The sequence below is a fragment of the Arthrobacter alpinus genome (assembly GCF_900105965.1).
GTDB classification, from domain to species: Bacteria; Actinomycetota; Actinomycetes; order Actinomycetales; family Micrococcaceae; genus Specibacter; species Specibacter alpinus.
This window is the reverse complement of record NZ_FNTV01000001.1, coordinates 3,408,604-3,432,035: the sequence shown is the minus strand read 5'-3', so window position 1 is coordinate 3,432,035 and position 23,432 is coordinate 3,408,604. Positions and strand designations below refer to the sequence as shown.

The 23,432-nt window shown below is 56.8% G+C and carries 21 protein-coding genes and 2 tRNA genes; 19 read left to right on the top strand and 4 right to left on the bottom strand.

The annotated features are described in order from the left end of the window. Positions 1-302 precede the first annotated feature (302 nt). From dnaN to BLV41_RS15620, 11 genes are all read left to right on the top strand, one after another. Entirely contained in the window at positions 303-1,427 is a 1,125-nt protein-coding gene (dnaN, locus tag BLV41_RS15665) for a DNA polymerase III subunit beta (protein WP_044569790.1), read from the top strand. A 70-nt stretch (positions 1,428-1,497) separates the two neighbouring features. Continuing rightward, positions 1,498-2,385 (top strand): phosphogluconate dehydrogenase (NAD(+)-dependent, decarboxylating), encoded by an 888-nt coding sequence (gene gnd / locus BLV41_RS15660; protein WP_074713375.1) that lies wholly within the window; start codon positions 1,498-1,500, stop codon positions 2,383-2,385. 21 nt (positions 2,386-2,406) lie between these two features. Continuing rightward, a complete protein-coding gene (gene recF / locus BLV41_RS15655) occupies positions 2,407-3,639 on the top strand; it encodes a DNA replication/repair protein RecF (RefSeq protein WP_074712406.1) in 1,233 nt (410 codons plus the stop codon). Positions 3,640-3,691: 52 nt separating this feature from the next. After that, positions 3,692-4,222, top strand: coding sequence for a DciA family protein (locus tag BLV41_RS15650; protein ID WP_074712405.1), 531 nt, complete (start codon positions 3,692-3,694; stop codon positions 4,220-4,222). Positions 4,223-4,551: 329 nt separating this feature from the next. Then, a complete protein-coding gene (gyrB, locus tag BLV41_RS15645) occupies positions 4,552-6,645 on the top strand; it encodes a DNA topoisomerase (ATP-hydrolyzing) subunit B (RefSeq protein ID WP_074712404.1) in 2,094 nt (697 codons plus the stop codon). A gap of 69 nt (positions 6,646-6,714) precedes the next feature. Then, entirely contained in the window at positions 6,715-9,360 is a 2,646-nt protein-coding gene (gene gyrA, locus BLV41_RS15640) for a DNA gyrase subunit A (protein WP_074712403.1), read from the top strand. Further along, a complete protein-coding gene (locus BLV41_RS15635) occupies positions 9,357-9,899 on the top strand; it encodes a DUF3566 domain-containing protein (RefSeq protein ID WP_074712402.1) in 543 nt (180 codons plus the stop codon). The genes gyrA and BLV41_RS15635 overlap by 4 nt, the downstream gene beginning before the upstream one ends. Positions 9,900-10,030: 131 nt before the next feature. Beyond that, positions 10,031-10,104, top strand: a tRNA-Ile gene (locus BLV41_RS15630). 35 nt (positions 10,105-10,139) lie between these two features. Continuing rightward, entirely contained in the window at positions 10,140-10,259 is a 120-nt protein-coding gene (locus BLV41_RS22825) for a DLW-39 family protein (RefSeq protein WP_211481637.1), read from the top strand. A gap of 39 nt (positions 10,260-10,298) precedes the next feature. Next, positions 10,299-10,374, top strand: a tRNA-Ala gene (locus BLV41_RS15625). A gap of 96 nt (positions 10,375-10,470) precedes the next feature. Further along, positions 10,471-11,349, top strand: coding sequence for a DMT family transporter (locus BLV41_RS15620; RefSeq protein WP_074712401.1), 879 nt, complete (start codon positions 10,471-10,473; stop codon positions 11,347-11,349). Positions 11,350-11,446: 97 nt separating this feature from the next. On the opposite strand, the gene BLV41_RS15615 is transcribed toward BLV41_RS15620, so the two are convergent. Then, positions 11,447-12,454, bottom strand: coding sequence for a hypothetical protein (locus tag BLV41_RS15615; RefSeq protein WP_139244345.1), 1,008 nt, complete (start codon positions 12,452-12,454; stop codon positions 11,447-11,449). Positions 12,455-12,564: 110 nt separating this feature from the next. Between BLV41_RS15615 and BLV41_RS15610 the strand changes: the two genes are divergently transcribed. Together BLV41_RS15610 and BLV41_RS15605 are read left to right on the top strand one after the other, a co-directional pair. Beyond that, positions 12,565-13,107 carry a peptidylprolyl isomerase gene (locus BLV41_RS15610; RefSeq protein WP_044569773.1) on the top strand — a complete coding sequence of 181 codons (543 nt, stop codon included), beginning with the start codon at positions 12,565-12,567 and terminating at the stop codon, positions 13,105-13,107. A 108-nt stretch (positions 13,108-13,215) separates the two neighbouring features. Next, positions 13,216-14,085 (top strand): rhomboid family intramembrane serine protease, encoded by an 870-nt coding sequence (locus BLV41_RS15605; RefSeq protein ID WP_074712399.1) that lies wholly within the window; start codon positions 13,216-13,218, stop codon positions 14,083-14,085. 28 nt (positions 14,086-14,113) lie between these two features. Here BLV41_RS15605 and BLV41_RS15600 read toward each other — a convergent pair whose 3' ends face one another. Then, positions 14,114-14,734, bottom strand: a complete 621-nt coding sequence (locus tag BLV41_RS15600) for a flavin reductase family protein (protein WP_244516936.1) — start codon at positions 14,732-14,734, stop codon at positions 14,114-14,116. Between the two features lie 474 nt (positions 14,735-15,208). On the opposite strand from BLV41_RS15600, the gene BLV41_RS23065 reads away from it, so the two are divergent. From BLV41_RS23065 to BLV41_RS15585, 3 genes are all read left to right on the top strand, one after another. Then, entirely contained in the window at positions 15,209-15,664 is a 456-nt protein-coding gene (locus tag BLV41_RS23065) for a GNAT family N-acetyltransferase (protein ID WP_074712397.1), read from the top strand. 398 nt (positions 15,665-16,062) lie between these two features. Then, a complete protein-coding gene (locus BLV41_RS15590) occupies positions 16,063-18,720 on the top strand; it encodes a LuxR C-terminal-related transcriptional regulator (RefSeq protein WP_074712396.1) in 2,658 nt (885 codons plus the stop codon). A 292-nt stretch (positions 18,721-19,012) separates the two neighbouring features. After that, entirely contained in the window at positions 19,013-19,333 is a 321-nt protein-coding gene (locus BLV41_RS15585) for a hypothetical protein (RefSeq protein ID WP_074712395.1), read from the top strand. 10 nt (positions 19,334-19,343) lie between these two features. Here BLV41_RS15585 and BLV41_RS15580 read toward each other — a convergent pair whose 3' ends face one another. Next, entirely contained in the window at positions 19,344-19,598 is a 255-nt protein-coding gene (locus BLV41_RS15580; protein ID WP_044569764.1) for a cell division protein CrgA, read from the bottom strand. A 241-nt stretch (positions 19,599-19,839) separates the two neighbouring features. Here BLV41_RS15580 and BLV41_RS15575 point away from each other — a divergent pair, with 241 nt between their 5' ends. The 3 genes from BLV41_RS15575 to BLV41_RS15570 are packed head-to-tail and all read left to right on the top strand — an operon-like array spanning position 19,840 to position 21,447. After that, positions 19,840-20,640 (top strand): class E sortase, encoded by an 801-nt coding sequence (locus BLV41_RS15575; RefSeq protein ID WP_425284297.1) that lies wholly within the window; start codon positions 19,840-19,842, stop codon positions 20,638-20,640. A gap of 2 nt (positions 20,641-20,642) precedes the next feature. Continuing rightward, on the top strand, positions 20,643-20,807 hold the full coding sequence (locus tag BLV41_RS22135) for a hypothetical protein (protein ID WP_044569763.1): 165 nt from the start codon (positions 20,643-20,645) through the stop codon (positions 20,805-20,807). 1 nt (position 20,808) lies between these two features. Further along, positions 20,809-21,447, top strand: a complete 639-nt coding sequence (locus BLV41_RS15570; RefSeq protein ID WP_074712394.1) for an anthranilate synthase component II — start codon at positions 20,809-20,811, stop codon at positions 21,445-21,447. A 42-nt stretch (positions 21,448-21,489) separates the two neighbouring features. Here BLV41_RS15570 and pknB read toward each other — a convergent pair whose 3' ends face one another. After that, the gene (gene pknB / locus BLV41_RS15565; protein ID WP_074712393.1) at positions 21,490-23,373 is read right to left on the bottom strand and encodes a Stk1 family PASTA domain-containing Ser/Thr kinase; all 1,884 of its coding nucleotides are present in this window, start codon (positions 23,371-23,373) and stop codon (positions 21,490-21,492) included. Positions 23,374-23,432 lie beyond the last annotated feature (59 nt).

The following is a 23,432-nucleotide window of genomic DNA, read 5'->3' as shown; positions in this document are numbered from 1 at the left end:
GAAGAAGCCTCACAGGCTATGCACAGGCAACTTCGGCAGCGGCACGCGGTGAGAAGCAGTTATCCACAGTATCCACAGGACTTATTAACACTACGAACTACAAGAATTCTTCGTTTCAAAGAACATTTACCCTCCACTCATCCAGGCCGTCCTCAGATGCTCTGGTCAATGACCAAATGGTCATCTCAAGGGGATAAGCTGTCATCAAGCATGTAATTCCAAACTTGGTGAAACGCCTTCCGGGACAGTCCACCGAGTACGCATATTGAATTTTTTCGCACCATGAAAGGCGGCACCCTTCCGTGAAGTTCCGAGTCGAACGAGATGTTCTGACCGAAGCAGTCAGCTGGGCCGCACGATCCTTGTCACCACGCCCACCAGTTCCAGTTCTGTCAGGACTCCTGCTTAAGGCCGAGGCCGGAACATTGAGCTTGGCGAGCTTTGACTACGAGATCTCAGCGCGACTACAGATCCCAGCTGACATTTCAGAAGAGGGAACCATTTTGGTTTCCGGCCGTTTGTTGGCTGATATTTGCCGCAGTCTGCCTGCAGCGCCGGTAGAAGTTGAAACAGACGGCAACAAAGTCACCTTGACCTGCCGCAGCAGTCGCTTTCACTTGGCAACCATGCCGGTCGGCGACTATCCGGAACTTCCGGCTCTACCTGAAATCAGTGGAACCGTGGATGGCGAAGCTTTCGCCCAGGCCGTATCCCAGGTCATCATTGCCTCGAGCAAGGACGACACCCTTCCGGTTCTCACTGGTGTAAAGATGGAAATCGAAGGCGATCTCATCACCTTGCTGGCCACAGACCGGTACCGCTTGTCATTGCGGGAAATCAGGTGGAACCCCACCTCTCCCAACATCTCAGCTGGCGCCTTGGTCAAGGCCAAGACCCTCAGCGAAGTAGCAAAAACGTTGGGCAGTTCGGGAAACATCAACATTGCCCTCTCCGACAACAGCGAGCTCATCGGTTTTGAAAGTGGCGGACGGCGGACAACGTCACTGCTTGTTGATGGTGACTACCCCAAGATCCGTTCATTGTTCCCGGATACAACACCAATCCATGCCACCGTCGAGACTCATGCCTTGGCTGAAGCAGTTCGCCGTGTTTCCTTGGTAGCAGAGCGCAACACTCCCGTTCGCTTAATCTTCACTGACGGCCAGCTCACCTTGGATGCCGGAACTGGTGAGGACGCACAAGCTTCGGAAAACCTTGAAGCGTCCCTCTTTGGGGACGAAATCACTGTTGCGTTCAACCCGCACTACCTGAGCGAAGGTTTGAGTGCTTTTGACAGCAAGTACGTCAGGTTCTCCTTCACCTCGGCACCCAAGCCGGCCATGCTCAGTGCCCAGGACACCATTGACGGTGAACGCCGCGATGAATACCGCTACTTGGTCATGCCCGTAAGGTTGCCGAACCAGTAACATTCAATTCCCCTCGCCTGCCGGCTGCCTTTCTCAGTATCAGACCCAACCACGGAAAAGAGATATGAACGTGCATATTGGACTCGTTGGACTTGGAAAAATGGGCTTCAACATGCAAGCTCGCATGCGGGCAGGCGAAATTGAGGTTACGGGGTTTGACCGGAATCCAGATGTCACGGATGTTGCATCCCTTGCGGAACTGGTTAAGACCATCCCTGCCCCAAGGCTTATCTGGGTCATGGTTCCTTCAGGTGCTATCACCACCTCAGTGATCACCGAGCTATCTGATTTGCTCGAACCCGGTGACTTGTTGGTTGACGGTGGAAATTCCAGGTTCACCGAAGACCAAAAGCACGGTGAAATGTTGGCGTCCAAGAACATTGGGTTTATGGATGTCGGCGTTTCAGGCGGAGTCTGGGGCCTTGAAAATGGATATGGCCTCATGGCTGGCGGTTCGTCGGAGAACTTTAATCGGGCATTGCCTGTTTTGGATGCCCTGCGTCCGGAAGGTGAACGGGCCGACAGCCTGGTTCATGTCGGCGATGTTGGTGCCGGCCACTACGCAAAGATGGTCCACAATGGGATCGAGTACGGCCTGATGCAGTCCTACGCAGAAGGCTATGAACTTCTTGCCAAGAAGGAAATCATCCAGGACTTGCCCGGAACTTTCCGGGCTTGGCAAAAGGGCACGGTTGTCCGTTCTTGGCTTTTGGATCTCATGGTCAAGGCTCTGGATGAAGATCCCGGACTGGAATCCATTGACGACTACGTCGAAGATTCGGGTGAAGGACGCTGGACAGTGGAAGAGGCCATCGCCAACGCCGTACCTGCTCCGGCAATTACGGCAGCACTGTTTGCCCGTTTTTCTTCACGGGAAGACAACTCACCGGCCATGAAGATGGTTTCGGCCTTGCGTCACCAATTCGGTGGGCATGCCACAAAACCAGCAGGTTCCTAGCAGTGGATAAAATTCGGCTCCATGTATCTTGAACATCTTTCCCTGACCGACTTCCGTAGTTATGCCCAGGTGGATCTAACGCTCACACCCGGCGTCACGGTTCTTGTGGGTTCAAACGGTTTGGGTAAAACCAATCTGGTGGAATCGATTGGGTACCTCGCAACGCTTTCATCCCACCGGGTCAGCCAGGATGGGCCACTTTTGCGCTTCGGTACCGAACGGGCGCTGATCCGTGCCCAATTGGTCCGGGCAGAACAAAAAGTCATGGTCGAGCTGGAAATTAATGCCACGGGAGCTAACAGGGCCCGGATAAACCGAGCCAATCCGGTACGTTCACGTGAGATTCTTGGGCTGTGCCGGACAGTACTTTTTGCCCCTGAAGACTTGGCCCTAGTCAAGGGTGACCCTGGCAATCGGCGTCGTTTTTTGGATGACTTGCTGGTTGTCTTGTCTCCCATGCACGCCGGTACCCGCAGTGACTATGACCGTGTCCTCAAGCAGCGCAATGCCCTGCTGAAATCCGCACGATCACAGCACTTTTCCCGCGCGGGAGTCTCCGAATCGCACCTTTCAACGCTCGATGTTTGGGATCAGCACCTGGCCGTGGCCGCGGCGAACCTTTTGTCTGCACGGTTGGATTTACTCAACCGGCTGCGCCCCCACATGGGACAGGCATACGCCCAGTTGACGGATGGATCCAAGGATTTGCGGGCTATTTACCGCAGCAGCATTGACCTGCCAACCGGTGCTGGCCGGCTAGGGACGTACGACGGCGCATCACCTGACACTCTCGGCGAACCTCTGGTGGGGGTGGAAACAGAAGACCTCTCATTGCTGAGCGTTGATCAACTGGCGGAAAAATACAGACTTGAACTGACCAACTCCAGAACCAGGGAACTGGAACGCGGAATGTCCCTGGTGGGACCGCACCGTGATGAAGTCGAGCTGCTTCTAGGCGTTGCACCCGCCCGCGGCTATGCCTCGCACGGTGAATCGTGGTCAATTGCCTTGGCCCTTCGTCTGGCGTCTTTCCATGTGCTCGATGAGGACAAGCATGTGGAAGGGAATCAGCCCATCCTGATTCTTGACGACGTCTTTGCCGAATTGGATGCTCAACGCCGGCGTAAACTTGCCGCCATGGTTGCATCCGCGGAACAAGTTTTGGTGACGGCCGCCGTGGGGGCTGATATTCCCGAAGAACTATCAGGGTCAACTATTCAGGTAATCCCTGGCGGGGTTGTCCCCGATGAGTGAGCAGCCTTTTGGCTCCTTACCTGATGACCCAACAAGTCAAAAGCGGCGTAAAGTGGCTGCCGAGACGGACCACAGCACTGAGATCGACGCAGCGCAGGCAGCGCTGAACCGCATGCGGCGAATCGCCAAGAGTCGCGGTGAACTGCGAATTCCCAGAAACCGACTTGGCGAAAAATCCGTACCCAAGGCCAAGCGCAAACCATTTCTCGACGTCAAGTATGGCGGCGGCCGAGACCCCCAAGGCCTGGGGAATGTTGTCAGCCGACTCGTTTCCGATCGTGGTTGGAGTTCCCCGCTTGCCGTTGGCTCCGTGATGGCGCAATGGGACACTCTCGTTGGTCCGGATATCGCTGCACACTGCCAGCCTGAGAGTTTTGAAGCCACCACGCTTCATGTCAGGTGTGATTCAACCAGTTGGGCAACACAATTACGGCTGCTTTCATCATCGCTGTTGGCAAAGTTCGATGAGGATTTGGGCCGGGGAGTTGTCACAAAGATTCTTGTTCTTGGTCCGGCAGCACCGAGTTGGCGCAAAGGGTTTCGCAACGTCAAGGGCCGGGGCCCTCGGGACACTTATGGATAAGCTCAAGACGCTCGTCGGAGACGTGGTCAACGCGCTGTAGGGGCATTCAAACCCCATAGGTTGTACATCTCCTTAAAGAAGGATCAACAATTGCGTTCTATGCCGCTTTTTTGGCGTTTCAGGACACGTTGAGGACCCATCTGAACCAGTTGCAAGGTAGAATCAGAACATAACCGTCTCTCCGCGGCGCTGTGGCAGGTTTCCTTGGTTAAGTTGAGAGCGGTATTTATATGCCTTCCTAGAGGAATCGATGCACAGGCAAGTGACAGTCGTGTGCCCATTCCCATGCAGGCAATCGAGCTGAACAACAAGAGGGGTCGAACGCGCCTGTGACGACGAACAATTCGGATAGTGCCGTGAATCCAGAGCTGGAAGACACGCAGCCAAGCTCGGCACCAAGCACCGAAACACCCGCTGCTGCGGACAACGGTCACTATGATGCCAGCGATATCACCGTTTTGGAGGGTTTGGAAGCCGTCCGCAAACGCCCGGGCATGTACATCGGTTCAACGGGTCCACGCGGTTTGCACCACTTGGTGTACGAAGTGGTGGACAACTCTGTAGATGAGGCCCTTGCCGGCTACTGCGATCACATCGACATCACCCTGACCGCCGATGGCGGCGTGCGCGTGATCGATAACGGCCGTGGAATACCTGTGGATATTCACCCCACAGAAGGCAAACCAACGGTAGAGGTAGTCATGACTATCCTGCACGCCGGTGGAAAGTTTGGCGGCGGTGGTTACGCCGTCTCCGGCGGTCTGCACGGTGTGGGTATTTCCGTGGTTAACGCTCTTTCACGCCAGGTCAATACTGAAATTCGCCGTCAGGGCTTTGTTTGGCGCATGAGTTTTGCCGACGGAGGAAAGCCCCAGGGCACTCTCGTCAAGGGCGAGACGACCACTGAAACCGGTACCACCCAGACATTCTATGCTGATCCGGACATATTCGAGAGCGTGGAGTTCGATTTCGAGACCCTGCGTGCACGGTTCCAGCAGATGGCGTTCCTGAACAAGGGCCTGAAGATTTCGCTGACCGATGAGCGAACCGTGTTGGAAGTACCGGATGAAGATCCAGATTTGGACGCCATTCCGGAAGGCAAGGACGTAGTTACCGGCAAGCGCGTTGTTGTCTACCAGTACACCGACGGCTTGCTTGATTACGTTAAGCACCTGAATACCTCAAAGAAATATGAGCCCGTCCACGAAGACGTCATCGCCTTCGAAACCGAGGATTCCAGCCGCAGCATGGCCGTGGAAATCGCCATGCAGTGGACCACGTCCTTCTCTGAAAGCGTCCACACGTACGCGAACACCATTAACACACATGAGGGTGGCACACACGAAGAAGGCTTCCGTGCAGCCATGACGTCGTTGATCAACCGCTACGCCCGCGAGAAGAACATCATCAAGGAAAAGGATGACAACCTCACTGGCGATGACATCCGTGAGGGCCTGACAGCCGTCATTTCCGTGAAGCTTTCGGAGCCGCAGTTTGAGGGGCAGACCAAGACCAAGTTGGGTAACTCCGAGGTTAAGGGCTTCGTTCAGCGCGTCGTCACGGACGGGCTTGGCGACTGGCTCGAACGGAACCCCGGTCCGGCTCGCGATGTCATTCGCAAGTCCATCCAGGCTTCCATGGCCCGATTGGCTGCCCGCAAGGCAAGGGAAAGCACTCGTCGCAAGGGTCTCCTTGAATCCGGAGGAATGCCTGGAAAACTCAAGGACTGCCAGTCCAAGGATCCGGCACTGTCGGAAATTTACATCGTGGAGGGTGACTCGGCTGGTGGTTCGGCAGTACGCGGCCGGAACCCAACCACTCAGGCGATCCTGCCGCTTCGAGGAAAAATCCTCAATGTGGAGCGCGCCCGCCTTGACCGAGCTCTTGGCAACGCGGAAGTTCAGGCCATGATCACCGCCTTCGGCGCTGGCATTGGTGAGGACTTTGACGTCAACAAGGCCCGCTATCACAAGATCGTGTTGATGGCTGATGCGGATGTTGATGGCCAGCACATCACCACGCTCTTGCTGACGTTGTTGTTCCGCTACATGCGCCCGTTGATTGAAAACGGCTACGTCTATCTGGCTCAGCCGCCGCTGTACCGCATCAAGTGGTCCAACGCGCCGCACGACTATGTCTTCAGTGACAAGGAACGCGATGCCGCATTGGCCGCCGGCGCTGCCTCGGGACGTCGTATTCCCAAGGACAACGGAATTCAGCGCTACAAGGGTCTGGGCGAAATGGATTACACCGAGCTGTGGGACACCACCATGGACCCGGAACACCGGACCCTGCTCCAGGTCACCATGGAAGATGCGGCAGAGGTTGACCAAGTTTTCTCCACCCTCATGGGAGAAGACGTGGAATCACGACGTAACTTCATCCAGCAAAACGCCAAGGACGTCCGGTTCCTCGACATCTAGGTCTAGCCAATATGGCCATCTAGAAATGATTCGAACCAGACATATATTGGGAATGGAATATACAAGATTATGAGCGACGAAACACCTCAGAACCCCGAGGAACCAACTGTGGACGGCACCGGGGATGAAATCCTCGAAGGCAATCTGCTCCATGACAAGGTTGAGCAAATTGATCTCCAGGAGGAGATGAAACGCTCCTATCTGGACTACGCCATGGCCGTCATTGTGGGCCGAGCGCTCCCGGACGTCCGCGACGGGCTAAAGCCCGTGCATCGACGGGTGCTCTACGCCATGTTTGACGGCGGCTACCGCCCGGAACGCGCCTTCAACAAGTGCGCACGCGTTGTTGGCGAGGTCATGGGCCAGTACCACCCTCACGGCGACAGCTCCATTTACGATGCCCTGGTGCGTTTGATCCAGGACTGGACCATGCGCTACCCGCTGGCGCTGGGCCAGGGCAACTTTGGCTCACCCGGCAACGACGGCGCAGCAGCACCCCGTTACACCGAGACCAAGATGGCACCCCTCGCCATGGAAATGGTCCGCGACATCGACGAAGAAACTGTCGATTTCCAGGACAACTACGATGGTAAAAACCAAGAGCCGAAGATTCTGCCCGCAAGGTTCCCGAACCTCTTGGTCAACGGATCCTCCGGTATTGCTGTCGGTATGGCCACGAACATTCCGCCGCACAACCTGCGTGAGGTCGCCGAAGGTGTCCAGTGGTACCTCGCGAACCCCACTGTGGGTCGTGAGGAGCTTCTCGAAGCACTCATCGAACGGATCAAGGGACCAGATTTCCCGACCGGAGCCCAGATTCTTGGCCGTAAGGGCATTGAAGATGCCTACCGGACGGGCCGCGGCTCGATTACGATGCGAGCTGTTGTCAATGTCGAGGAGATTCAGGGCCGAACCTGCCTCGTCGTCACCGAGCTGCCATTCCAAGCCAACCCCGACAACCTGGCCGTCAAGATTGCCGACCTGGTCAAGGACGGCAAGATTTCTGGTATCGCCGACCTCCGCGACGAGACTTCCGGACGCACCGGACAGCGATTGGTGGTTGTCCTCAAGCGTGACGCCGTAGCCAAGGTTGTATTGAACAACCTCTACAAGCACACTCAGTTGCAGGAAAACTTCAGCGCCAACATGTTGGCCATTGTCGACGGCGTTCCGCGCACCCTGCCGCTGGATGCGTTCATCCGTCACTGGGTCACCCATCAGATGGATGTCATAGTTCGTCGCACGCGTTTCCGCCTCCGCAAGGCGGAAGAAGAAGCGCATATTCTGCGCGGACTCTTGAAGGCACTTAACGCACTCGATGAGGTCATTGCCCTGATCCGGCGTTCCTCAACAACTGAAGAGGCCCGCGACGGCTTGATTCAGTTGCTGGACATCGATGAGATTCAGGCCAAGGCGATCCTGGACATGCAGTTGCGTCGCCTGGCTGCCCTGGAACACCAGAAGATCACCGACCGCCACAACACGCTGGAAGTCATGATCACCGAGTTCAACCGAATCTTGGCTGACCCGGAAGTCCAGCGCGGCATTGTCAGCGAAGAATTGGCCGAGATCACTGCCCGCTACGGCGATGACCGTCGCACGGAAATCATGATGGGCTATGACCCCAACATGAGCATGGAAGACCTGATCCCCGAAGAGGAGATGGTTGTCACCATCACCCGCGGCGGCTACGTCAAGCGCACCCGCAGCGACAACTACCGCACGCAGCACCGCGGTGGCAAGGGCGTCAAGGGCGCGCAGCTGCGCGGGGATGACGTCGTCGAGCACTTCTTCGTGACCACCACCCACCATTGGTTGTTGTTCTTCACGAACTTGGGCCGCGTTTACCGGGCCAAGGCCTACGAACTAGCCGAAGCCGGCCGCGACGCAAAGGGCCAGCATGTAGCCAACCTGCTGGCGTTCCAGCCGGACGAGAAGATCGCCCAGGTCATGGAGCTCAAGGACTACCAGCAGTCCCCCTACCTGGTCCTGGCTACCAAAAACGGTCTGGTCAAGAAGACCTCCCTCGAGGACTACGACACGAACCGCTCGGCCGGTGTTATTGCCATCAACCTGCGCGACGGCGACGAACTTGTGTCCGCCCAACTGGTCTCCGATACGGATGATCTACTGCTGGTCTCCCGCAAGGGGCAATCAATCAGGTTCACGGCCACCAATGACGCACTTCGCCCCATGGGCCGCGCCACCTCCGGCGTCACCGGCATGAAGTTCCGCGACTTTGACGAGCTGCTCGCAGCGGCCGTTGTCACGGATGATTCCTTCGTGTTTATTGTGACCGAGGGTGGCTACGCCAAGCGGACGGCCGTTGAGGAGTACCGTTTGCAGGGACGAGGCGGCTTGGGTATCAAGGTAGCCAAGCTTGTGGAAGACCGCGGTGATTTGATCGGGGCTTTGATTGTCCAAGAGGACGACGAGGTGCTTGTGGTCATGAGCGGCGGCAAGGTTGTCCGTTCGGATGTGTCAGAGGTTCCAGCCAAGGGCCGTGACACGATGGGCGTCATTTTCGCAAAGCCTGACAAGAACGATCGCATCATTGGCATTGCGCGAAATACCGAGCGAGGCCTTGAAGAGGATGAAGATGTAGCTGAATCCGAAAACGTCGAATCAACCGAATCGGTTGAACTCGAAGGAAACAAACAGGTTGATGAAGTACCGTTGAATGGAAATGACGGAATATCTGGAGGTACCGATTGAGCACCAATAACCCCATCCCGCGGCCCGGTTCCGCACCACGGGTAGGTGCTCCGGCCCGCCCCGGACAGCGTCCTGCGCAGCGACCGGCATCGGCGCCCGCCGGGAAGCCTGTGGTTAAGAAGCCGGCGCCTAAAACGCCGCCTGCGCTGGTCAAACCGGCCCCGAAGGCAAAGGCGCGCCGCGCCCGCCTTCTGGTGAGCAAGGTTGATCCCTGGTCCGTGTTGAAGATGGCCTTCCTGCTGTCCGTAGCACTGGGTATTGTCACGGTTGTTGCAGCGATCGTCCTGTGGTCGGTCTTGGATACCATCGGTCTGTTCGACAAGGTCAACTCCTTCATCAATGACATTCAGGGCAAGGAGGGCGGCACGCCCTTCGATCTGTTGAGCATCGCCTCATTGGGTCAGGTCGCGTCGTTCTCAACCATTGTTGCCGTGGTCAACGTTGTGTTGTTGACAACACTTTCGGTGCTTTCTGCTTGGTTGTACAACATCTCTGCCACCTTGGTGGGCGGCATTGGTGTGACGTTGACCGACGACTAAGCAGCAAAAATCACGGAATTACACCAAAAAATCCTTGAATCGGCGGGCCTGGAGTTCTCCGGGACCCGCCGATTTTGGACTTTGGGATTCTGTGAGGTAAAGTTTTGTCTCGGCCCGGTGAGGGTCACTGAGGGCGTATAGCTCAGGCGGTTAGAGCGCTTCGCTGATAACGAAGAGGTCCCTGGTTCAAGTCCAGGTACGCCCACGGAACCTGTTGGTTCTTGTGGAAGGAAGTGTGTAGTGAAGAAGTTCTTGATCTTGATCGTGACTTTGGGTGCTGCAGTTTTCCTAAATAAGAAATGGCGGGAATCCAAAGTTGTGAAGACAACATGGAGCAAGGCAACAGATTCTGTAATTTGAATCTTTTGATTAGTTTCATATATACTGAATGAGCTTTATGGGGGCATGGCGCAATTGGTAGCGCACCTGCTTTGCAAGCAGGGGGTTCGGGGTTCGAGTCCCCGTGCCTCCACCATAAAGAACAACCCTAGTCTTCGGACTAGGGTTGTTTTTGTTTTTCATAAATAGTCCGAGCAACTGCTGGACTGATAAATAATCTCCGGGTTGTGCAGTGATATTCTTCTTGGCCCTCGTGGGTATTTTAGGCGTCTCGGCTTCAGGGCCAATCATGGCTGCTACCGCAGCACCAGCGCTCACCATTGCCCTTTGGCGCAATGTTTTTGGCGCGGTGGTTCTGGGCACCCCAACTCTGATCAAGGCTCCTAGCCGCTTTGGCTCCCTGACCAAACAGGAATTGAAGTACACCGTCATTGCAGCAATTGCCCTGGCGTTTCATTTCGCCTGCTTCGTCACCTCGGTGAAATTGACCAGTGTGGCAGCCGCAACGGCCCTCGTTTGCCTGCAGGCGGCATGGATCGCATTGTTCCAATGGTTGCGCGGCTCCAGGCCTGCCAAGCCCGTGCTGCTTGGTCTGGGAGCTGCGCTGACAGGCGTGGTGGTCATCACGGGCTTCGACATGGGAATTTCAAAGGAGGCGCTCCTGGGTGATCTCCTGGCAGTTGTTGGCGGTGCTCTGGCAGCCGTTTACACCCTGGCGGGCTCCAAAGCCCGTAAAACGCTGTCTACGGGCGTTTACACAAGCCTCTGTTATGGATTCTGCTCAATCGTCTTGCTGGTGCTGTGCTTGGCCTTCCAACAGCCCTTCGTCAACATCCCGCCTGAGGCATGGTGGGGAATCATCGGGGTGACCGTGGCCGCCCAAATTTTCGGCCACACGATCTTCAATCACCTATTGGCCACCATCTCACCCTTGGTGGTTTCAATGATGATCCTGGTGGAGATCCCTGGCGCTGCTCTCTTGGCAGGATTCTTCTTGAAACAAGAACTCCCTGCTGGAACCTATGCCGGGTTGGGCCTCATCCTGGCCGGCCTTGCGATCGTGATTCTTCAACAAGGCCGCAGCAGCATTAAGAAGTCCAGAGGCGAGTAGCCACGTTCATCGAGGTAGATAGCTGAAAACAATGATGGCCGGGATCATAACGATCCCGGCCATCATTGAAGCTGCCTATTTTTTTGGTGCTCGGCTCCTACTTCTTAGGAGCGGAGGGCTTCGGCGTAGATTCCTTTGGGGCGTCAACGAGGGCATCCTTGGCGTGTTTTGCGGCTTCCTTGACATCATCGGCCACTTCCGCTGCGGATTCCTTGACAGTGGTCACGGCATCCGTGACTGTCTCACTGACCGACTCGGTGGCGTCATCCACTTTGGTCTCCACGGCCTCTGCGACGTCGGAGGCACTCGTGTTGGCGCCGTCGTCCGCGGGGACGGGAGCAGGCACAACCACAGGAGCCGGCGCAGGGGCGACCGGAGCTGGGGTCTTCCAAGGATCAGCAACCGGTTTGGAAGCCTTCCAAGCGGCCACACCGGCCGCCGCAGCGGCAACTACAACGCCAACCACAATCCAGCCCTTGCCGGACTTCTTTTCCTTCTTGGCCGCCTTGTGAAGTTCTGCAGCCACCTTCTTGGCGGTTTCGGAAGCAGCCTTCTCAGCTTTGGCAATTGCCTTCTTGCTGCCCGTGAACTTTGCTGCGGCAATCTCCGCCTGGTGGGATGCCTTAGATTTCTCCAAGGCATTTTCGACAGCGTGCGCGGCGTCGCCAATCCTGTCCGAAACGAGCGGGATAAAATCGTGAACCACACGGTCCTTGGCCGATGTCAGGGCCGGGCTAGCCTTGTCCAAGGCACCCTGAATGTGTGGGGCGGCTTCATCCACGGCGTCTGAAATGCGCGGCGCCAACTTCTCGAGGCCTTCCTGGAGTCTCGGCGTAACGGCAGCAACGCCGTCGGCCGTGTACTGAGCAGCCCTGCGTAGGCCGTCCTGAACAATAGGTGAAGCGTGCTCGATGCCCTTTTCTATGCGCGGAACAGCCCATCCGAGGGCGGCTTCCACTCGGGGTGTGGTCCAGTCCTTGGCATTTTCCACATGGGGAGTTGCCCAATCAGTGGCGCTTTGCACGCCTGAATTGAGCGATTCTTCCAAACCTTGGGTAAAGCGGTCAACCTTCTTCACATTTCCTCCAGATGTCGGCAGTTTCATGTTTCAGCCTACGTCTACAATCGGACTGTTTCTATCTTTTGCCAGTTCGCCGGGCGCGGAATGGTGAACAAGGGAGGCAATTTCCCACCTTGGCATGGCAGAATATCGCCATGACTGCTATCCCAACCGCAAAAGCAACTATCAGCACTAGCCTCGGCGACATCGTGGTGAACCTCTTTGGAAACCACGCTCCCAAGACTGTGGCCAACTTTGTAGGCCTGGCAACGGGCACCACCGAGTGGACCCACCCGGCCACCGGTGAAAAGACCACCGCACCGTTGTACAACGGCACCATTTTCCACCGCATCATCAAGGACTTCATGATCCAGGGTGGCGATCCCTTGGGCCGTGGCGTTGGCGGCCCCGGCTTCCAGTTCGACGACGAGATCAACCCCGACCTGAACTTCAACGACCCCTACAAGTTCGCCATGGCCAACGCCGGCATCCAGGGTGGCCGTGGAACCAACGGTTCACAGTTCTTCATCACCACCGTGAACACCAGCTGGCTCCAGGGCAAGCACACCATCTTCGGTGACGTCACCGATGAGGCTTCCCGCGCAATTGTCGACGCCATCGAAGGTGTTGCTACCGGCGCCGGCGACAAGCCGCGCGAAGACGTTGTCATCAACTCCATTACCGTCGAACAGCTCTAACACCTGTTCTTAGTGTCCATGGCTTTGGCCGCCGGGTTCTTGTGGACCCGGCGGCTGAAGCCATACTTGTTTTCTTCTGCTGATCTTTCTTACTGAGGACCCAACTCCATGAGTTCTGCATACCCGGCCACGGGGCCATCACTTGGCGCCCCCGTCTGCCCGCGTCATCCTGACCGCGTCTCCTATGTGAGCTGCCAGCGGTGTGGCCGGCCAACCTGTCCGGAATGCCAACGCAGCGCAGCCGTGGGAATTCAGTGCGTGGATTGTGTCCAGCAAGCCAGCAAGTCAGCGCCCGGCAGGCGGACCATCTTTGGCGGAGCAGCACGTGCCGGCCGGCCTTTGATCACTATCATCATGATGGTCATCTGTGTTGCTGCGTACGCTTTGGAACTGGCACTCCCCAGTGACTTTATTTTCCTGAACTTTGCCTATGCCCCATTCCTCACGGAATCGGAGCCGTGGCGCATGCTGACCTCCGCGTTCTTGCATTCGCCGAGCTTCATGCACATCGCCTTCAACATGTACGCACTCTGGATCTTGGGCAACGCCTTGGAACCTGCTTTCGGTCGGGTTCGTTTCCTGGCTGTTTATCTTGTCAGCGCCCTGGCAGGCTCCGTGGGCGTCCTGCTGCTGTCCAACATGGACTCCATAGACATTCCCGTGGTGGGTGCCTCCGGCGCGGTGTTTGGCCTGTTCGGTGCCCTCTTTGTGGTGCAGAAGAAGCGCGGCGGAGATCTGCGGCAAATCTTGGTGCTGCTGGCCATCAACGCAGCTATCGGATTCATCATCCCCAACATTGCTTGGCAGGCCCATCTAGGTGGTCTGATCGCCGGTGCCCTGTGCACGGCAGCTATTGCCTACGCACCTGCAAAGAACCGCAACCTGATTCAGTGGGGCGGCATCGTCGCCGTTGTGGTGATCCTGGCGGCCCTGGCCGTCTACAAGGTCTCGACCTTCCCGGAATTCCTCATTCTCTAGTCAGGCTTGCTTCGGAGCCAGGCTCCAGTCACGGCGTCAGGCGCCGGTAGTCGCCTGCGTAATGAATCAAGGGGGACTGATCCTTGTTCCATGGCGCGTCTTCTCCCATAGACACCACATTGCCAACCACCAACAGATGCGTCGCAGCCTCGTGTATGGCCGTAGTGGTTACCTCAAAATAAGCCAGTGCGCCCGCAATCACGGCGTTGCCAGTGGCTGGTCCGCGCCGAAAATCAACCTGATTGAGCAGCCCCTCGACGGGATTACCCGGGCTAGCCAACCAATTGGCGTGGCCCTTTTGTTCCGCCGTGAGTATGGACAGAGCCCAAGAACCAGACTCCGCCACGGCGTGGGCGATCCGTGCTTCGGCAAAGAGGCTGACCAACAATGTCGGTGGGTCATAGGACACTGACAGGTACGAGCTCACGGTAGCGGCATAATCGCGCTCTCGAAGACGGGTGCTCACGATAGCAACACCCGATGCCTGTTCTGCACTAAGACGACGGTATTCGTCAACCTGATCCTGAGTGGTTGGCTGTGGGAAAACTCTGTGGATATCTAGGGTGCCGGCAAGTTCCATGAGTTCATCGTCGCATGTTTCCAGACTTATCCACAGCGATGTCCACATGTGGGCATAACTTACAGGCATGTAGTTCTAGTAGTTTTAAGTTCGTCGTACACGTGGTTATCCCCATGGTTATGCACAATGGGTATAAGTTACACACATGTAATTCCACAGCTGTGGATTACTTTCCTACGGTATTTTTGCCGAGTTCGGGGCGATGACGAGACAAAGTTATCCACTTCTGTGGATAACTTTGTGAACAACTAGGGATAACGACAGCTTCGAAGACGGGTTGTGGATAGTTCGAACAAGTTGTCAACCGCGGTGGATAAGACTGTGGGTTGTGGGAAAAAGTTATCCACACTGTGGACAACTTGGGGATAGTGATTAATCTTGCCTCTCCAACGGGCACTGTTGGTTCCGGTTCCAAGCGTCACCACGTTGTCACCAATCGCCTGGTTCCCTTGTTCCTCCGGTCCTTATCAAGTCCATATTCAGGACCCAGGAGTCCATCCAAAGTGATGTTGGGTATATGGGGGCACCCCGGTACTTTGGGGAATGGAAATTAGGGCTGGAGCGCTCGGAAGTGAAGCAGACCGTTGTGTCGATCTTTGGTTGGAAGCTTTGGCTGCGAGGGACGGGATCGGGGAGTCTTTAGCTGTGGGAGTCCGTGCTCGCGAGAAGTTCACCAGACAAATCGTCCGATTTGCTGTTCTCGGGCGTGAGGTGAACGGCTTCGCGCTAACCGTCGATGGCGGGGAATGCGTGGCACGTTTGGCGATGCTCGCCTTGCAACCGCATAAATCAAGTCAAGGCGGCGGCCGTGCGCTCTTGGCTGATGCTCTGCTCAGGGCCAGTGAAGCTGGCTACAGGCGATTCGAGTTGCAGGTGCGAGAAGGCAACACCAAGGCGATCCGCTTGTACGAGTCGGCTGGGCTGACGCAAGTAGGCCTCAGAGAGGATCATCCACTTGGTGGTTTGCCCATGCTGACCTTTGCATGTTGCCTGGTCTAGATCCATTTCATAGGCAAGTGGCACGAAACTGGGAATTTCCAGGATCCAGGTCCTAGCATCACCGCAGGTCAGAGCGGTCCACTGGTGACAGACGGTACGGGATCCTACAAGTTGCCTTACGGCCAGTCAGCGAGGCAGCACCACTCAAAGAATAGTCACAACATTGTGGCGGTGCCGTGGGGAAACTCCGAGTGGGCGGCTTCCCCCAATATGACTTCCGAATGACATCCAGGACGATAGTTTCCAGTTTGTGGTCCCGGCACGGGCAGAAGCGTCGCAGTGTCCCTACACTGAAGATAGCTTTAGTGTTTACATGAACGAGCACCGTCCATAACCGGGTGGAGCCGTTGGCATTGATACCCGGCAATTTGGGTTTTCATGACGTGAAATGAGGACGTGTGGCTCGACGTGCCAATGTTGGGGACATCGTTAATGAGCTGACCTCCAGCTCAACTCGAGGCGTGCTGATTGTTGGCTCCCGAGGTGCAGGAAAGACCTGGATGCTGGGACAGGTTCTTGCTGCCTTAGGTGCCGACACGGTAACCATCAGGCTAACGGCAAGCAAGGCTTTGGCAGCCATCCCCTTTGGTGCCGTTAATGCTCGGGTTGGCTCGAAATTGGTGCGCAGCAGTGAATACTACGAGGTTCTCAACGGGTTGCTGGATCAAATAACTGCGGCAAGGGCGAACTCCAACTGTGTTGTCCTTATGGTCGATAACGCCGAGTATCTTGACAGTCAAAGCGCCGCCATCATTCTTCAGACCGTCATGTCATCGGATGCAAAATTGATCTTGGTGGACCAGCCCGGTAGTCAGCACAGCTACCTTCGGGAGCTCTGGCGCGATGGTCACCTGACGCGTTTTGAGCTAGCTCCCATGCAGCCTGGTGACGTGCAATCCTTTCTGGAAAGTCTCCTCGGCGGAAAAGTGGCGGTAGGCACGGCCGACTATCTGGCCAGCCGTTCTTCCGGCAATCCGCTTGTGCTCCACGGGTTGGTAGCCGGAGCCCAGGAGGAAGGCTCCCTGCGACAAGTAAATAACGTGTGGATCCTGGACCATCCAAAAGACAGATTGGGCGCTGAAACGTGGGAGTTTCTGCAGATGGATCTCGACCGCGTGCCCGCGGAGACCCGGCGGATTCTTGAAATCCTTGCGCTGGCAGGATCAGTGCCCCTGGATGTCTTGCTTGATCTGACAGGGGCAGAAACTATCGATGACATACAACAACGCGATTTGGTGGAGATTGTCCCTGGCACGGTTCTCACCATGCGCCTAGCTCGCCAAGTCACGGCACCGGCTATTCGGGGAATGATCCCCGTAGGCCGTAGCCGCGGATATCTCGGTGAAGTTTCACAACTCATGCCCGTGGATGACGCCTCAAATCCTGAAGTGTTGATCAACTTCACGCGATGGTCCCTTGACTGCGGTTTGCCTGTTGACGACGAACGGATTTTGAAAGCTGCGGTCTGGGCCAATCAGCTCATGCGCCCCACAGAAGCGCTGCAATTTAGCGGGACCCGAGTTAGTAACGAGAACGCCGCAGCGTTGCTAGCCGAACATTCCATCGCCCAGCTGAATCAAAATGCTCCGGATGATGCAAGGATGACAGCCCGGCAGGCCCTTGAACTCGCGGCCTCCCCCGAGGTAGCAGCCAGTGCCCTTCGTGCCTTCAACCTGAGCCACATTTCTGAACAGGATTACCAAGCTCAATTTAAGGATGTCTATGCCAGCTATGTGCGCCGCTTCGGAAGTGTCGGCCTGAACCAGAACTCCACCCGGTCTGACATCGATGTGCTCATGATTCATGCCATCAAGGAAGTCTCCTTGGGGGACATCAACCATGCCTCTGAACGGATCGAAGCACTCTTAGAACATCCGCTAACTCAAAATGTCTGCGACAGGGTTCTGCTGAAATCACTGAACTGTGAGATTCTCAGGTCGAGGGGGCAAATGAGCGGCGCTGTTAAGCTGGCGATGGAAGTAATCGGCGATCTGGAGAGCCCGGAAGGCTTCCCTCGGCCGGACATTGCCATTTTGGCCTACACTCGCGCGGTTGCGGCATTCATTTATGACGGTGCATGGGAACACGTGCGGGTTGCTTTGGACCCGGCAACGTTCACTAATCCTGACATGATGCTCTATGCCGGCGGCATGCGTGATTTAGCCGCGGCCATGATGCAGTGCCGGCGCGGTCATATTGAAGAGGCCTTGATTTCCCTAGAAGCCGCTGTGGGCGCACTCAACGACTACGACCCATGGTCTGTGCTGTCCACCGGCCTGGGACTCATGGCCTATTGCAAGGTGATGCGCGGGGACCTGAAAGGCTCGCAAGATTGCCTGGCACAGATGGCATCTCTGGGACGCCGTAGCGGAAAGCTCTATGCCTTGGAAAGCGCCGCCTACGCAGCCGCGGCTCAATTCATGACGGGTCAGACGGATCTGGGTATGTCCCGGCTAAGAAGTCTGCAGAGAGAATGTCAGTCCCACGGCTATCTTGGAATTGAGCTGACAGTCCTTACTCTTATGGTGCGCATTGGAGATCCCACCTCGATCGACAGACTTGCCGAGGTAGCGGCAAAACTGGAATCGGGCAGCAAGGAATTTTTTGTCCACTGGTCAATGGCCCTGCGCTCCCAAGATCCTGCGACCCTAGATCAGGCAAGCGCCACGGCCATGGACTTCGGCTTTGAACTGATTGCTGTTGAACTGGCAACACATGCGCTGAAGAAATTTCATGACAGCGGCAAAGTTCACAAGAGCCGCAAGACTGCCAGCAAGGTAGTTGCCATGCGGGAACAGATGCCCGGGCTGGTGTCACCGGTGTTCCAAACCATGGACCAGCCAAAGATGACCCGGCGAGAGCACCAAATAGCCCTCTTGGTGGCGCAAGGCGAGACAAACAATGCTATCGCGGGCAGGCTCAATGTCTCGTTACGAACCATTGAAGGCCACCTCTACAGGACCTTCATCAAACTGGACATTCAGTCTCGTGAACAATTGTCGGGGCTCATGAACTACGAAGGTGAAAAAGACGGCGTCAGGGTTAACCACTCATAAGTAGTGAGCTGCCGGAATGAACACAGGTAGGGTCGTGCACGCCAAAAAATCGGTAGTCACCACGCGAGTCGTGCCCACAAAGACCTCGCTGTCCTGATGATGCACGGAACCTGTTAGCGGCCTCACTTTTAGGAGGAAGCCCATGTGTGGTCATTCTTGGCACCAACACCGTCGGTATCGAAACAACCTTGCCCTGTCCGCGAAACCGAGGGGTGGCTAGACTGAAAACACGGGGACCTTCGTCGGCCAAATTGGCGGACGATTTTGCTGAAATGGAGAGCAGGGCGGCGCAATGTCCAACAAGGATGAATCCAACCCAGAGAATACCCAGCAGGAAAATGCTGCCCGGGGACGTTATGTGCAGGGGAAGTACGGGAGCGCCGGAACTCAAGACAGTCGTAAGCCCGGTGACCCGGTGGGCCGCTACATCGAAGGTGACTATGGCCCAGCCGGCACCGAGGATCCCCTCACGGACGCCGAGAGCGGCACTTTTGTTGAAGCCGACTATGGGACGGCCGGTGATGTGCCGGGCCACGCCGCTCGGGGTGCCGAAGGCCGCTACGTTGAGAGCGCCTCGGTGAAGCCGAAAAATTCAGGCAAAAAAGATAAGTGAGCCCTGAGGCTTAGCTGCGCCAGCGCGTGGTCATCATGAAACCGGCCAAGGCAATACCGAAACCAATGCCGATGTTCCAGTTGCTGATGTTGGGAATCGGGAACTTACCATCGGAGATGTAGTAAGTGATGATCCAGACCAAGCCAATCAGCATCAAGCTGACCATGACGGGAAGGAACCAAACAGCGTTGGGCTGCTGAGTTTTTGCGGACGGTGTTTGAACCGGGGCCTTCGTGGGGCGGCGACGCGGTTTTGACTCGGGCACAAGGGCTCCTTGACATTGGGACCGATCACAACGATCCACTCGGTGGGTTGGCTGACGGTTCATTAGCTGTGTCATTGCTGAGCGAATTGTTCCCGGCTAGTGAACTGACGCTATTGTTGACGTAATTCTAGCTGTATTTAACGCAGCCACAGATCGCATGACTTTACCGCCCAACTTCAGTCAGGAGACCCGCGTGGTTCACTCGCCGAGCAGTGCCGAAAAAGCTGTGGGCGTCGATGAGTTGATCTCCGGGAATACAAGGGTTCGCACCCAGCGCAAGCGGTCTGAACGGCGTAGACGCGCTGCACAACCCAAGCAGGGCTTCTTTCGCACCCTAATTCAAGTCATGGGCGAGCTTCTTATCACCGCCGGTGTCATCTTGCTACTCTTCGTTGTGTGGGAACTGTGGTGGACAAATATCGAAGCCAATACCGCGCAACAGGCTGCCGTTTCGCAATTTGCCCATGAGTTCCAGGGGCCGATAACTCCACCCGCGCCGGATGTCCCGGCGGATTTCGGACCGCCGATTGTTATGGACGAACCCACGGAACTCAGCTCCGTTTTTGGTGTTGTTTACATCCCGCGCTTCGGTCCCACCTACAGCCGCCCCCTCGTTGAAGGCGTCCAGCAGGCTCAACTCGATACTTTGGGGCTGGGGCGCTATGACAGTTCCACCATGCCCGGAGGTGTTGGGAACTTCGCCGTGGCGGGCCACCGACAGACTCACGGCGCTGTCCTCGATGCCATTCACACACTGGTTCCGGGGGACAAGATTTACGTCCAAACCAAGGATGGCTATTACACGTATGTGTTCCGCAACAACCAGATCGTATTGCCCAATCGCGGCGACGTTCTGCTGCCCGTGCCCACACAAGCCGGTGTGACGCCCACGGAACGGTTCATGACCATGACCAGCTGCAATCCCCGCTTTGGCGCCGAGGAACGCATCATTGCTTACTCTGTGATGGAATCCTGGCAGCCAGCCAGTGCCGGTCCCCCGGCCGCCATTGCGAACCAAGTCGCAGCGAATCAGAAAGGCTGAGCATGTACGGCTGGATCTTTAGGCATCTACCAGGGCCCTTGTGGTTCCGCATCGTCACCGCCATCCTCTTCGTCGTTGCCGCGGTTCTGGTGTTGATGCAGTTTGTTTTCCCTTGGTTGAGCCAGTTCAACCCCCTTACCGATTCAACGATTGGCGGTGGAGTCTGACATGTCAGTTCGGATTCTTGTCATTGATAACTACGACAGCTTTGTCTACACCCTGGTTGGCTACTTGCAGCAGCTCGGTGCCGAGACAACTGTTGTGCGTAACGACGACGTCACGCTTGAAGAAGCCATTGAACTTGCCACCGGGCGCGACGGCGTTCTAGTCTCCCCCGGGCCGGGCACCCCTGCAGAGGCAGGTGTGTGCATCGACCTAATCAAGTGGTGTGGCGAGAACGCCAAGCCCATGCTGGGTGTGTGCCTTGGTCACCAGGCCCTGGCCGAAGCCTATGGCGGTGTGGTTACCCATGCCGAACAGCTCATGCACGGAAAGACCAGCGAGGTTCACCACCGCGGTACGAGCGTTTTTGCGGGCCTGCCCAGCCCGGTGACTGCCACCCGCTACCATTCTCTTTCAGCCGTTCCAGACAGTATTCCAGAGGTTCTGGAAGTGACTGCGGAAACGTCCGACGGCGTGATCATGGGTCTGGCGCACAAGAGCGCACCCCTGTGCGGTGTCCAGTTCCACCCCGAATCCGTCCTTACCGAGGGCGGATACACAATGTTGGGTAACTGGCTTGAATCCGTGGGCTTGGCTGGCGCAGCCGCCAAGGCTGCAACCCTAAGCCCGCTCATCAACAGCTAGCAGGGAATTCTCGCAGGAGTAACGGCCAGTGCTTACTGGCGGTTAGTCCTGCCCCCTGCTCTTTTTAGGTGGTGTGGTCGCTTCCTCTGTTGGATCTGCCGACGGCGTAGGGGTGGCCGTGGGCTGGGGGGAAGGTGGCGCCTTGGCTAAAGTCACAACAATGCTTGTATGTTGTTCCACGAGAGTGCCGGCGGAAATCGATTGATTTGTGACCATGCCGGGCGTGACAACGGAGTTCTCCGCCTCCTCAAAGGTCACCTCCAGGAAAGGTGAAACCTTCTTGAGCGCCGCAGTCACCGTTTCCTGGACGCCTGCCGGGTCCTTGGTCAGGTCAAACAAGGACGGGATCTGGACCCGACCAGTGGAGATTTTCAACGTAACAGCAGTGCCAGCAGGCACTGTCTCACCCGGAGCAGGATCGGAGGTGACCACAAGGTTGGCACCGATCTGACCATCATTGACCATGTCATTGAGATTCAGGACCAGTCCCAGACCGGTGAGTATGGAGCGCACCTCGCCGTCGGTTCTCCCCGCAATATCTCTGGGAATCTGAACTTCTGACGGGCCCTTGGAGATAAATACCTCCACCTCTGCGCCGGGATCTACCGAGGCGCCTGCCTGGGGGAAAGAGCGAATGACCTGGCCCTTGGGCTCGGCGGAAAACTCCTCGGTGCTATGCGGGACCATGCCAAGGTCCCGCAATTGCGACATCGCCATGTCAACGCTGAGGCCGGAAAGTGCCGGTACGGAGATTTGCTGCACGGCCGGTGGTTTGCTGTTGATCAGGTTGTAGCCCAACACGCCTCCACCACCCAAGATAAGTGCCAACAGCACGAACAAGGACACCATCCAAGCCCTGCGGCGGCGTTTCTGGGCTGGCTGGACGGCCCCCAAGTCCTCTGGTTCGCCGTCGACCGTGGTCAACGCACCGCCAGCCAAAACCTTCGCCATCGCACGAGTGGAGGGTCCGCCGTCGTCGGTGACGGGGATCGCATCAGTCGGGGTCTCAGGCACAGCGACAAGCGGAACGGGGACAGGCGCCGCGGCAAGGGTGGGCATTACGCCCGTGCCTGCAGCCCGAAGCGCGCGGCGGAAGGATGCCGCGTTTTGAAACCGCTGCCCGCGGTCCTTTTCCAAGGCATGCTTCAACAACGCGTCAAGGGCAGGGGAAAGCTCTGAATTGAAAGTGCTGGGCGCCGGAGGTTGTTCACGAACGTGTTGGTAAGCCACGGAGACAGGCGAATCGCCCGTAAACGGCGGGCGCCCGGCCAACATTTCAAACAACAAACAGGCAGCCGAATACAGGTCGCTGCGAGCATCCACGCTCTCACCGAGCGCCTGCTCGGGCGAGAGGTATTGGGCCGTGCCCATAACGGTCTGAGTTTGGGTCATGGTAGCCGCAGCGTCGGAAATGGTCCTTGCGATCCCAAAGTCCATCACCTTGACCTGGCCCAGAACGCCGTGTTCATCCAGTGTGACCATGACGTTGGCCGGCTTGATATCCCGGTGCACGATGCCGGCGCGATGACTATAGTCCAGGGCGGACAAGACGCCCAGGGTGTATTCAATGGCCTGGTCAGTTGACATGTCCTTGCTGCGGATTAATTCGCGCAGTGTCTTCCCGTGGACGTACTCCATGACAATGTAGGGCAGGTGCGCGCTGTCACGCAACTGATCGTCCATGACATGTTCGCCCGTGTCGTAAACCGCGACGATGGAGGGATGGTTCAGGCCTGCCACAGCTTGCGCCTCGCGGCGAAAGCGGGCCTGTAGCTGTGAATCCCTTGCAACGTCGGCACGGAGCAGCTTAATGGCCACTGCCCGGCCAAGACGCAGGTCCTGAGCCTTATATACGTCAGCCATGCCGCCGCGGCCAAGCAACTCACCGATCTCATACCGGTCATTAAGAACGCGCGGAACATTCATGGGAACCTGCTTGTCCTTTCAATCGGAGGGAGATGGTGAGATGGTTGGCGTCCGGCGAG